The organism is Lysinibacillus sp. (genome assembly GCF_032093475.1).
GTDB lineage: Bacteria > Bacillota > Bacilli > Bacillales_A > Planococcaceae > Lysinibacillus > Lysinibacillus irui.
Genome location: NZ_DAMDAY010000110.1, coordinates 1 through 11,799 on the forward strand (window position 1 = coordinate 1; position 11,799 = coordinate 11,799).

Consider the following 11,799-nt stretch of genomic DNA (forward strand, 5'->3'; position numbering starts at 1 on the left):
AGAAGCGCTCATCCAGGTGATGACTCCGCTCATAGCAAGGTGAGAAGCGCTCATCCAGGTGAGGACTCCGCTCATAAAAGTGAGAGAAGCGCTCCATCTGGTGAGGACTCCGCTCATAGAAGTGAGAGAAGCGCTCACTCAAGCGAAGACCCCGCTCCAATCAGTGAGAGAAGCGCTCCACCGAGCGAAGACCTCGCTCACAAAAGCAAGAAACCGGCTCGAACGTATGTCAAACCTGATCCATTCCATTCAATGGTAGGAGCTGCTCGAAAATTTATCCATGTAGGACACGCTGTTGCCATTGTGTCATATATCTCAAATCAAGCCGAGGCAAACGACATGGTGTCGTTGGCTGTTTCATCGATAGAGGGTCAATTAAGAGGGACCTAGCTTTATGTTTGAATGATCCTATTGAAAGGTACAATCCGTCCTGGCAATAGGATTTTCATTATAAAAAGATGACTAGGGGGATGCTTGTGAGGAAGTATTGGTTGTTGTTGATATGTCTGGTTGTATTGTTTTGTGTAGCTTGTAATGACGAATCATCGAGTGAGAAAGCATCGGAATATCGTGTTGTGTATTCAGGGGAAATTAAAACGTTAAATTATTTAAAGACGTCTGAAACAAATGAGTTTGCGGTGGCAGCGAATATGGTGGATGGGCTCATTGAATATGATCAATACGGGGTTGTCCAGCCAGGGCTAGCCAAAGAGTGGTCTGCAAATGAGGATGCTACCGTGTGGACGTTCAAATTGCGAGATGATGCTAAATGGGTTACACATGAGGGCAAGGAATATGCAGATGTCGTAGCGCAGGATTTTGTTGATGGCTTACACTATGTCCTGGATGCGAAAAATGAATCATCAACTGCGTGGATTGCGACAGTAGTAAAAAATGGGGAAGCATTCTATAACGGTGAGATGACTGACTTTAAGGAAGTTGGCATAAAGGCGCTAGATGAACATACAGTAGAATATACTTTAGAGGCACCAACACCTTATTTCCTTTCTATGTTGAACTATGTTTGTTTCTTCCCGGTAAATGGCCAATTCATTGCGGAAAAAGGGGAGGATTTTGGTACAACGCGTGAAAACTTCCTTTATAACGGCGCCTATATTTTAGATAAATTTGAGCCGCAAAATGAGCGGGTCCTTGTTAAAAATGAGACGTATTGGGATAAAGACAACGTATTAATTGACCGCATCCGCTATAAATACAATAAAGAAGCGGCAACGGTAGCGCCAGAGCTATTTTTACGTGGAGAAATCGATTCAGCAAGTATACCAACTTCAATTATTGACGAATGGTTTAAAGACGATAAGAAAAAATCACAGGTTCGTCAAACACAAAATAACTTCTATACCTACTTCTATGCTCTCAACTTTAATCCACAATTTGACGCACAATATGAACCAGATAACTGGAAGGTCGCAGTCAACAATAAAGAATTCCGAAAATCATTATTCCATGCCCTTGATCGTGTGTCTGCCATGTTAACAGTTGAGCCTTATAATCCGGCAGATTTGCTAAGCAATACCATTACGCCGAAGAATTTTGTTGATGTTGAAGGGGTGGATTATACACAGTTAGCGCCACTAACGGCGATTTCCAATGAGGATTCCTTCAACAAGGAGCTTGCACTTGAGTACAAAGAAAAAGCGAAAACAGCCTTGGCGGGTAAAGCGACTTTCCCTGTCAAAGTATTAATGCCTTATAATGCTGGAATTCCAGATTGGGCGAATCGTTCTCAAGTAGTCGAGCAGCAAATGGAAAAATTACTAGGGACAGATTATATCGACATTATCGTAGAGGCTGGTCCATCGACAGGCTTCTTATCAGAGGTGCGTCGTCCAGGTAAGTTTGCGCTGTTAGAAGCAAACTGGGGCCCTGATTATGCAGATCCATCTACGTATACAGATCCATTCACAGTTGATGGTACTTACAATAAACCTGAATTAGCAGAAGGTTATAAAGAGGCTAATGGCAAAACGACTTATCAAAATCTCGTGGATCAGGCGAAAGAAACGATTGATACAGCCAAACGTTATGAGCTATTTGCCAAGGCAGAGGCCTTTTTAATTGAAGAAGCTTTTGTCATTCCATACTCAGTAGGTGGTAGTGGCTATGTGGCTTCCAAATTAAATCCGTTTGAGGCTCAGTACTCACCATTTGGTGTAACAGCGGAGAAATTTAAAGGACAAAAAGTGCTGGAAAAACCAATGAGCAATGAAGAATTTAAGAAAGCCCTTGCACAGTGGGAGCAAGAACGTGCTGAAGCTTTAGCCAATGCTGAAAAGTAGATGTATTTTGTAGATGAACAAGGAGATACCGAAGCGTATAGTCGGCATCTCCTTTAGTCTTTTGGACAAAGGAGGATGGCGCGATGTTGCAGTATATAGGAAAACGACTCTTACAATCCGTATTAACCCTTTTTATTATCATCACCATTGTCTTTTCTTTATTACGGTTAATGCCAGAGGAAGGGTATTTAGGAGCGGCAGCGGATAAAATGTCACCCGCACAGCAAGAAGTTTACTTAACAAATCTAGGCTTGCGTGATCCATTGCTAGTTCAGCTAGGGAACTTTTATAAGAATTTGTTGCAAGGGGATTTAGGAAAATCGGTCACTTATCGCACGGATGTCCCAGTCGTTACGATTATTGGTGATAAAATTTCGTATTCTCTGCTCTTTGGCTTAGGCGCAGTGGCTTTATCGCTACTGATTGGGGTGCCATTAGGGATATTAATGGCCTATCGCAAGGGGCGTTGGCTGGATCGGCTTGGGACAGGCTATATCGTTTTTGTCGTTGCTGTCCCAGCTGCCGTGTATTACTTGGTTATTCAAATGTATATTACAGAACTTTTCCAGTTACCGATGTTGTTTGATGAGTACAGGCCGATTACATGGATACTTCCACTAACATCAATGGCACTAGCACCAACAGCCTCCTATGCGATGTGGATGCGACGCTACATGGTGGATGAACTGAACAAGGACTATATTAAGCTGGCGAGGGCGAAGGGTGTAAAGGAGCGTACATTAATGTTTAAGCATGTGTTACGTAATGCCTTTATTCCGATGGCACAATATTTACCTGCCACGATATTGTTTACAATTACCGGCTCTATTTATATCGAATCGCTCTATTCCATTCCAGGAATGGGAGGCTTACTCGTGGATGCTATTCAGCGACAGGACAATACGATTGTGCAAGGTTTAGTGCTAGTATTCTCTTCTCTTGGCATCATTGGCCTTATATTAGGGGATATTGCCATGGCCCTTGTTGATCCACGCATTAAATTAGGCAAGGGAGGGGGAGTGCGTTAATGGGCATGTATTCAAATGAAATCAATAATATTTCGAATAAATCCCGTGAAACCTTGTTTGACTTTGCGGAAGTCGATGCACGTCAAGCAGAGGAAACTGGTTATTCAAATTACTCTTATTGGCGCTCTACATGGCAATCCTTTTTGAAAAATCGACTGGCTGTCTTTTTATTAGTCGGTGTGCTCATTATTGTCGGCTTTACCATTCTCCAGCCCTATTTACCAGCGCAAAAATCACCGACTGAAATATACCTAGATGAGCAAACAGGGATGCAGGCACGTAATATAGCCCCGAATGCAGAATTTTGGTTCGGCACAAATTCCATAGGACAGGATTTATGGTCACGTATTTGGGCGGGCACACGGACATCCCTCTTTATCGGCTGTGTTGTGGCTTTAGTGGAGGCAGTAGTGGGGATTACAATCGGTACGCTGTGGGGCTTTTCAAGGAAATTAGAAGCACCAATTACACAGCTTTATAATGTTGTGGATAATATTCCTACAACGATTGTCCTTATTTTAATGTCTTATATATTACGGCCAAGTATTTCGACTATCATTATCGCCATGTGTATAACGGGGTGGGTGGAAATGGCTAGATTTATTCGCAATCAAATTGTGATTTTACGAGATCGCGAATACAACCTTGCCTCTAAATGTTTAGGCACACCGGATTATCGGATTATCCTTAAAAATCTATTACCCTATTTAATTTCTGTCATTATGTTACGCATGAGTCTAGCAATTCCCTTTGCGATAGGGGCCGAAGTATTTTTAACGTATATTGGGCTGGGGCTACCAATTAGTGAGCCTTCCTTAGGAAATTTAATCAATGAAGGGCGCGTACTTATGATGTCACCAGATTTACGCTATCAGCTTATTTTCCCGAGTATTGTGTTAAGTGTCATTACTATCGCATTTTATATTATTGGTAATTCCTTTGCAGATGCAGCCGATCCAAAAAACCATGTGTAAGGAGATGAAGCAAGTGACCTCGAAAAAATCGCGCATTTTAGTTATCCAAAATTTAGTGATTCAGTTTACATTACGTGGTCGTGTATTAACAGCTATTCGGGATATTTCCCTCGATCTTTACAAGGGAGAAAGCTTAGCTATCGTGGGGGAGTCAGGGTCAGGAAAGTCCGTGCTAATGAAATCTATTATGGGCTTGCTTGACAAAAACGGTAGCATTAAGCAGGGAAGAATCATTTACAATGCACAGGATTTAGGCCAGTTTACGACAGAGCAAGAATGGCTACGTATTCGAGGAAAGGAAATTGCGATGGTCACACAGGACCCGATGACATCGTTGAATCCGCTCAAAACTATTGGCAAACAAATTGAGGAATGTGTCGTCCTCCATCAAGGCTTAAGGGGCAAGGAAGCGTATGAGGAAACATTAAAACTTCTTACGGATGTAGGAATCAATGATGTAAAAAAACGCTACAAGCAATATCCGCACGAATTTTCTGGAGGGATGCGCCAACGTATTGTTATTGCCATCGCGATTGCCTGTAAGCCCAATATTTTAATATGTGATGAGCCTACGACGGCTTTAGATGTAACCATTCAGGCACAAATTTTACAGCTCTTAAAGAATCTTCAGCAAAAGTATGGCTTAACAATCGTCTATATTACACATGATTTAGGGGTTGTGGCGAAGGTTGCTGACCGTATTGCGGTGATGTATGCGGGCGATGTCATTGAGGTTGGGGAGACCCATGAAATTTTCTTTCATAGCAGGCATCCATATACATGGGCGCTCATTTCCTCCTTACCTCAGCTTGGCTCCAAGGGGGAACAATTGTATTCCATTAAGGGCACGCCCCCCAACCTTTTTCAAGAAATAAAAGGTGATGCCTTTGCGCCACGCAATCCATATGCCTTAAAAATTGACTTTCTGGAGCGGCCTCCTTTTTTCCAGATCAGTGACACTCATTATGCGCGAACATGGTTGTTGGACCCATTGGCCCCAAAGGTAGAGCCCCCTGCAGCCTTACAAGCATTTTTTGCAGAGGGGAGGCAGTATGCTAATGATTGAGAAAGAAGTGCTAGTAGAGGTAAAAAATTTGAAAGTTGTTTTTGGTAAAGGGAAAAATAAATTTACAGCCATTGATGATGTCAGCTTTCAAATTTTTAAAGGTGAAACGTTTGGCATTGTAGGTGAATCAGGCTCAGGGAAAACAACTATTGGTCGGGCAATTATGCGCATCAATGAGGTGACAGAGGGACAGATTTTGTATCATGGCAAAAGTATTCAAGGAAAAATCCCTAAAGAATGGGATAGAGAAATTACGCAAAAAATCCAAATGATTTTCCAGGACCCCATGGCATCTCTGAATGAACGAGCAAAGGTAGATTATATTGTTTCAGAGGGGTTATATCCTTCAAAAAAATATAAAGATGAGGCAGAACGGCAGCAAAAAGTGCGCGATGCATTATTGAATGTAGGGTTACTGCCAGAGTTCTCAAGCCGCTTTCCACATGAGTTTTCAGGAGGACAACGCCAACGTATCGGTATTGCTCGTGCGTTAGTGATGGAGCCTGAGTTTATCATTGCAGATGAGCCAATATCCGCCTTAGATGTCTCCATTCGAGCGCAAGTATTAAATTTATTAGCAAGTCTGCAACAGCAAAATCATTTAACCTATTTATTTATTGCCCATGATTTATCGATTGTCCGTTTTATTACGGATCGTACAGCGGTGATTTACAAAGGGAAAATTGTCGAGCTAGCGGAAACGGAAAAGCTTTTTGCTCATCCGCTTCATCCTTATACGAGGGCCTTGCTATCAGCCGTCCCGGAGCCCAATCCATATAAGGAGCGAGAGAAAGTAGTGGAGGTCTATGACCCGTCACAGCATCGTTATGATCAGCATCCCCCCTCCTTCATTGAAATTGAGGATGGCCATTTTATCTTGGCTAATGAAGAGGAGCTAGCTGATTATCGCATTTTACTGAAAATGGAGGGAACGAAATGATTCGTCCGAAAGCATTGAAAAAGGGTGACACAATTGGTCTTATAAGTGCTTCAGGGGCCACACCACCAGAAAAGCTGCAGCCAGCTATTGCCAGTATTGAAAAGCTTGGACTAAAGGTTGTCGTTGGAGAGACCTGTCATGCGAGGCACGGTTATTTAGCAGGTACTGATGATTTGCGTGCGGCAGATGTCCATCGAATGTTTAGTGATCCAACGATTGACGGTATTTTTTGTATACGTGGGGGATATGGGGCCACGAAAATTTTATCCCAATTGGATTTTGACATGATTAGGGCAAATCCTAAAGTATTTGCAGGCTATAGTGATGTGACAGCCTTACATATAGCGTTTAATCAGCTATGTGGCTTTGTCACCTATCATACGCCGATGCCCTCGACTGAATTTATTCGACAAGAAATGGATGACTTTACATGGCAATCCTTTATGCAACAAGTAATGGACAATGAACCAAATGAGTTCTACTTAGCAAACCCTGCAGCGCAACCAATGACCACGCTCGTTGCTGGAAAAGCTTCAGGTCAGCTTATCGGTGGAAACCTAACATTAGTCACTGCCTCACTCGGTACACCTTATGAAATAGATACAAGAGGTAAAATTCTGTTCTTAGAAGATATTGATGAAACGGAGCAACGAGTTGATCGCATGCTAACCCAATTACAGCTAGCAGGGAAACTAGATGACGTGGCAGGCATTTTATTGGGAGCCTGGACAGAGTGCGGACCTGAAAATCCCGAAAAGCCTGACCATAGTTTATCATTACAAACGATTTTCGAGGAAATACTTGTGCCAGTAGGTAAACCTATTCTGGCCGATATAGCTTGTGGCCATTGTTTACCAACGATGTCGTTACCTTTAGGAAGAACGATTACGATGGATGCGGACAATCAACGAGTCCAGGTTATGAGGTAGGTGTCCTATGGAACGAAAGATTCACGAGATGATTCAAGCATCACCTTATGAGGTACATCTATTTGTAAAAAATCTAGCAACCAATCAATTTCTAATTGGTCATCAGCTTGAGCATTCATTTTCAAGTGCTAGTTTAATAAAAGTTCCTATTCTTCTAGCTTTCTTATCGTCTATGGAGGACAACCATCTTGCGCTTGATTCTACGCTTTCCATTGCGCCGAACGATTGGGTGGATTTCAGTGTAGTGAGCGAACAACGTCTGACGCAAAGCACTGTATATGAGCTGCTTGTATGGATGATTATTACTAGTGACAATACAGCCACGAACGTCCTAATTGATGTAGTAGGAATGGATTTTTTAAATGAATATTTCCACAGGTTGGGTCTACAGGACACCTTGCTACAGCGTAAAATGATGGATGTTGAGCGCCTCGCAAAGGGCATAGACAATTGCACGTCAGCTCGGGATATGGCTCATCTCTTTACACGTATTTACCAGCAAGATGTGTTGTCCCCCGCATACAGTAAATTGGTCATTGATATTTTAAGTCGGCAGCGTATACACGAGTCCTTAAGGCGCTATCTCGTGGATGATATCAAACTTGCACATAAAACAGGAGGACTTGATACCGTCGATCATGATGTGGGGATTGTTTATAGTAGTGCTATCGATTATAGTATCGGTGTTTTTATCACCAATGTGACGAATAATGAGCAGGCACGCCAATTAATTGGTCGTCTATCAAAGGTTGTTTATGAAGAGCTAGTGGAGCGGAGGAAGGAGGGAATGTAATGAAGGCTATCGTAACAGCAATGATTGCTAGTTTACACGCTATGCCAACTTCAACGTCTGAAGTTGTCGATGAAGTGCTTTATGGGATGACAGTAAAGAGGATCAGGGATGTCAATGAAGGTTGGGTATATATCCAAACGGCCTATCGCTATGAAGGCTATTGTCAGAAGGCAGACTTACTAGTAGACGAAGTACTAGTCTCTAAGTGGGAAAGGGAAGCACAGCATATCATTTTTCAAAGTTTTGCGGATGTATTACAGCAACCACGTATTCAAAGTTCGAAACTAGTAACACTTGTAAGAGGCTCTTCCATCTGTGTTGTGTCAGAAGAAAATTTACCGGAAGAATGGTCAGCTGTACAGTTAGTGACAGGGCAAAGGGGCTATGTTCGCACAAAATGGCTACAGGCAAAAATGACAGAACGTTCGGTTTCCGAGCAGCAATTTCGAGAGAATGTGGTGGCAACTGCGTTAAGTTATTTAGGAGCACCTTATCGTTGGGGTGGCAAATCACCATTGGGGATTGATTGCTCTGGTTTGTGCTCGATGGCTTATTTGCTAAATGGTGTGACGATCTATCGAGATGCCAAAATTGTAGAGGGCTTTTCGATTGTGAAAATAGCTAGAGACCAAATGCAAAAGGGCGACTTAATTTATTTTCCAGGTCATATTGCTTTATATATGGGGGATCAACTTTATGTTCATTCTTCAATTGGAGGGAATGAAGTGTCAATTAATAGTTTAGAAGAAAATCACCCTCTCTATCGGCATGATCTAGCTACGACCATTTTAGAGGTAGGTTCATTATTTCAGGAGAAGCTGTGTAACTAGGCTTCTCTTTTATTGGGTGAAATGATAGTGTCGGAAGAAGCATGGTCAACAGTCAATCACCGATTAGAGTTCTATGAGGGGGAAGGACAGAAAAGACACGAGTCTTCACCGTATAATACATCATTAAATTTTTGGTCCATTTTTTAAGGTCGTCCATATTTTGCTCATAATGAATGTCAGGACATTGACAAGAAATAAAGCGACTAGCTGCCATAGTCCGAGTAAAAACGTTCTCATGTATAATTCAAAGGTCGCCTCACCTGGGGGCATGTGTGGATAGGGGATTAGTTGACTGTAGTGCCAAACAAAATAACAGGCTAAGGAAGTACCTGCTCCTACATAGATAAAGGTCCAATGAATATAGGATGTTATACGAAGACGACAGCTCCATAGTAGAAGATTTATCAATAATATTAGTAGTGGAAACAGCCAAAGTTGAAACATGCCTTCGGGTATATCTACGGCATAAAATTGATTGTAGCTTAGCTGAATGATTGGCAATAGTACAAGATTGACGATGATTAGACTGACTAGCTGCATGCGCTTCATTGGATTCAAACCCTTTCGTCATTTTACATTTAGACGTGGTGAATAAGATTTGGTTGCCAACAAGAAAACCTCCATACACCCGCAGGCGAGATGGAGGTCTTGAGTTAATAATGATAAATATTTAATTGTTGACCTGCTTCAAGGCGGTCTGTTCGAAGCTGATTCCATTGTTTAATAGAGGTTACTTTCACATTATAAACCTCTGCAATCTTCATCAACGAGTCCCCGTCAGCTACGGTAATGGTTTTCTTATCTTTGACAGGGCTATCATATTGTTGTAGATCATATTTTGCGATAAGTGTATTTAATTTTTCATTGTATGAAGAATCGGTAGCATAAGAGCCTGTTAAAAACTTCGTTGCATCTGTATAGGCAGTTGTGTTGCTTTTAAAAACGCCCGCATAGAAATCTTTGTTCCACGAAACCCCATTACGCATTAATTTGACATAATCCTGCATCGATGCCTCATAGGAAGGGTATTTGCGGAAGGCAGCCATGATTGTGGATAGATTACCTGAACCATCATCCTCTGTTGTTTCAAGAGTTACGGAATTATTTTGGTAGCTGCCTTTCATTCCGAATAGATTATAGTTTGGAGCAGAGCCAAGTCCACTTTGTCCATGCTCACTTTCTAGGATTGCTTGTGCAATCATGACGGAAGCATATAGGTCATTTTCAGCACCAAGATCTCGTGCTGTTTCAGCAATCTCTCCAATAAACTCCTCCACACTTGGACGATCATCGACAACAGGCTCTTCTCTTTCAGTCGTATTAAATAACTGTGTCACCATATAAAACGAAATACAAATAACGACAACGGTAATCATGAGTCCTTTTAAAAAATTAAGCATATATTTCATCGTATGCTTGATGTTGGTCGTGACCACATCTCCCTCCCTTCTATCAAAGTTTAGCTATCTCTCATTATTACAGAGAGTGAAAGAGAAATAAAGAGATGTCTTGATTAATAGATTCCATCATTAATAGAACGTCCCTCAACATAATTAGTTCCTCATTTTTTATCTTCCCGCATGACATAATAGATTGGTAGAGACAAGCATAATGTAATAGAAAATGGTAGTATTATTTGTAAAACAATGACCAGCTTGAAAGGAAGTTTTGATTGAATACTATTTTTTCTGTGACACAAAAACAACTATATGATTTTCTTTTAAATGTAGCGCCTATACGACCAGTATTTATTTGGGGAGCACCTGGCATTGGGAAGTCGGCAATCGTAGAAAGCTTTGCGAGTGAATTAGGAATGCCATGTGTGTCTTTATTAGGCAGTCAGCTAGCACCCGAGGATATCATCGGGGTTCCACAAATAAAGGATGGCTACAGTGTGTTCTGTCCACCAAAAATGATTGCTCGAGATGAACCCTATTGCTTATTTTTAGATGAATTAAATGCTTGCTCACAGGAGGTACAAAAAGCTTTTTATAGTCTTATACATGAAAGAAGAATTGGGGAATTTCTATTACCAGAGGGCACGATTGTGATTGGAGCAGGGAATAGAGCGCAGGATAGTGCGATCGTGAAGCCGATGTCCTCGGCATTAATTAATCGTATGGTCCATGTTCAACTTAGAGCCTCTCATAAAGATTGGCTCGAATGGGCCTATGAACATGAAATACACCCATATGTGATTGAGTATGTTCAAATGCGTCCCGATCATTTATGGAGTGAACCACCAAAAACTGAAGAACCCTTTTCCACTCCAAGGTCTTGGCATATGCTAAGTGATTGCCTGTATGCCTATGGTAACAGTCTAGATGAACAAGCTATCGATATTTTAGCGAGTAGCTGCCTATCTTCGCAAATTGCAAGTCAATTTAAAGCCTTTATTAAACAAGTGCAAAGCAAATATGATTTAGCCAAAATCATCAATGGTGAATTACGATGGCCAGATCGACCTGATGAAAGAGACTTACTCTATTTCATGGCGCAGTCCTTCCGCGCGCAACTAATCAAAGAGCTACCGAGCGAGCATACGACTTTGAAGGGAAATCAACAACAATTAGCATTCCGTGCCAAGGATTTGATCAAGGATTTAGCTTCGATTAGCTTAGAAATTGCACAAATGGTCGTGTCTGAGCAAAAGGGTGAAGCCTTACCAGCCTGGTTTATGCTTGAAGTGATTAGAGATTTACCACGTTTAGTAGCTAAGAAGGATGGATAAATTATGGCTAAAAAAAAGAAAACATCGAAGCAGGAACATAAAAATGAGACATCAATTGCTCGAGGACATGAAATGGTCGCCACCCATCCATTATTTGAAGTGTTATGTAATGCCGTTTACATGCAATATGAAAATATGGCACAAAAAGATTGGGCTTATGTGTCGAGTACAGGGGTAATCTACGTCAATCAAGATAAAAAAGGGCAGC

The 11,799-nt window shown here is 41.6% G+C and carries 12 protein-coding genes and 1 pseudogene; 11 read left to right on the forward strand and 2 right to left on the reverse strand.

What is annotated here, in order from left to right; genetic code table 11:
- From RT445_RS18700 to RT445_RS18740, 9 genes are all read left to right on the forward strand, one after another.
- Positions 1-390: hypothetical protein (locus RT445_RS18700; protein WP_396631814.1), on the forward strand; the 390-nt coding region annotated here is incomplete at its 5' end.
- 80 nt (positions 391-470) lie between these two features.
- On the forward strand, positions 471-2,300 hold the full coding sequence (locus tag RT445_RS18705) for a peptide ABC transporter substrate-binding protein (RefSeq protein WP_396631766.1): 1,830 nt from the start codon (positions 471-473) through the stop codon (positions 2,298-2,300).
- A gap of 83 nt (positions 2,301-2,383) precedes the next feature.
- Positions 2,384-3,328 carry an ABC transporter permease gene (locus tag RT445_RS18710; RefSeq protein WP_274796653.1) on the forward strand — a complete coding sequence of 315 codons (945 nt, stop codon included), beginning with the start codon at positions 2,384-2,386 and terminating at the stop codon, positions 3,326-3,328.
- On the forward strand, positions 3,328-4,302 hold the full coding sequence (locus RT445_RS18715; RefSeq protein WP_274796654.1) for an ABC transporter permease: 975 nt from the start codon (positions 3,328-3,330) through the stop codon (positions 4,300-4,302). Before RT445_RS18710 ends, RT445_RS18715 begins: the two co-directional genes overlap by 1 nt.
- Positions 4,295-5,368, forward strand: a complete 1,074-nt coding sequence (locus RT445_RS18720; RefSeq protein ID WP_284702028.1) for an ABC transporter ATP-binding protein — start codon at positions 4,295-4,297, stop codon at positions 5,366-5,368. Before RT445_RS18715 ends, RT445_RS18720 begins: the two co-directional genes overlap by 8 nt.
- Positions 5,361-6,308, forward strand: a complete 948-nt coding sequence (locus RT445_RS18725; protein ID WP_274796656.1) for an ATP-binding cassette domain-containing protein — start codon at positions 5,361-5,363, stop codon at positions 6,306-6,308. Before RT445_RS18720 ends, RT445_RS18725 begins: the two co-directional genes overlap by 8 nt.
- Entirely contained in the window at positions 6,305-7,237 is a 933-nt protein-coding gene (locus RT445_RS18730) for a S66 peptidase family protein (protein WP_312507023.1), read from the forward strand. The genes RT445_RS18725 and RT445_RS18730 overlap by 4 nt, the downstream gene beginning before the upstream one ends.
- Positions 7,238-7,244: 7 nt before the next feature.
- Complete coding sequence (locus RT445_RS18735; RefSeq protein ID WP_396631767.1) at positions 7,245-8,030, forward strand: serine hydrolase; 786 nt, start codon at positions 7,245-7,247, stop codon at positions 8,028-8,030.
- Positions 8,030-8,860 (forward strand): C40 family peptidase, encoded by an 831-nt coding sequence (locus tag RT445_RS18740; RefSeq protein ID WP_312507024.1) that lies wholly within the window; start codon positions 8,030-8,032, stop codon positions 8,858-8,860. Before RT445_RS18735 ends, RT445_RS18740 begins: the two co-directional genes overlap by 1 nt.
- Positions 8,861-8,983: 123 nt before the next feature.
- Here RT445_RS18740 and RT445_RS18745 read toward each other — a convergent pair whose 3' ends face one another.
- Together RT445_RS18745 and RT445_RS18750 are read right to left on the reverse strand one after the other, a co-directional pair.
- Positions 8,984-9,409, reverse strand: a complete 426-nt coding sequence (locus RT445_RS18745) for a hypothetical protein (protein WP_312507025.1) — start codon at positions 9,407-9,409, stop codon at positions 8,984-8,986.
- Between the two features lie 104 nt (positions 9,410-9,513).
- Positions 9,514-10,296, reverse strand: coding sequence for a glucosaminidase domain-containing protein (locus tag RT445_RS18750; protein ID WP_274796661.1), 783 nt, complete (start codon positions 10,294-10,296; stop codon positions 9,514-9,516).
- Positions 10,297-10,532: 236 nt separating this feature from the next.
- On the opposite strand from RT445_RS18750, the gene RT445_RS18755 reads away from it, so the two are divergent.
- Positions 10,533-11,591 carry an AAA family ATPase gene (locus RT445_RS18755; RefSeq protein WP_274796663.1) on the forward strand — a complete coding sequence of 353 codons (1,059 nt, stop codon included), beginning with the start codon at positions 10,533-10,535 and terminating at the stop codon, positions 11,589-11,591.
- Between the two features lie 3 nt (positions 11,592-11,594).
- Positions 11,595-11,799: pseudogene (locus RT445_RS18760) on the forward strand (DUF2201 family putative metallopeptidase); the annotation flags it as partial.

Excerpts from the sequence above, each read along its gene's own strand:
- RT445_RS18705 (WP_396631766.1), top strand. The coding sequence starts at position 471 with ATGCTTGTGAGGAAGTATTGGTTGTTGTTGATATGTCTGGTTGTATTG.
- RT445_RS18710 (WP_274796653.1), top strand. The coding sequence starts at position 2,384 with ATGTTGCAGTATATAGGAAAACGACTCTTACAATCCGTATTAACCCTT.
- RT445_RS18715 (WP_274796654.1), top strand. The coding sequence starts at position 3,328 with ATGGGCATGTATTCAAATGAAATCAATAATATTTCGAATAAATCCCGT.
- RT445_RS18720 (WP_284702028.1), top strand. The coding sequence starts at position 4,295 with ATGTGTAAGGAGATGAAGCAAGTGACCTCGAAAAAATCGCGCATTTTA.
- RT445_RS18725 (WP_274796656.1), top strand. The coding sequence starts at position 5,361 with ATGATTGAGAAAGAAGTGCTAGTAGAGGTAAAAAATTTGAAAGTTGTT.
- RT445_RS18730 (WP_312507023.1), top strand. The coding sequence starts at position 6,305 with ATGATTCGTCCGAAAGCATTGAAAAAGGGTGACACAATTGGTCTTATA.
- RT445_RS18735 (WP_396631767.1), top strand. The coding sequence starts at position 7,245 with ATGGAACGAAAGATTCACGAGATGATTCAAGCATCACCTTATGAGGTA.
- RT445_RS18740 (WP_312507024.1), top strand. The coding sequence starts at position 8,030 with ATGAAGGCTATCGTAACAGCAATGATTGCTAGTTTACACGCTATGCCA.
- RT445_RS18745 (WP_312507025.1), bottom strand. The coding sequence starts at position 9,409 with ATGAAGCGCATGCAGCTAGTCAGTCTAATCATCGTCAATCTTGTACTA.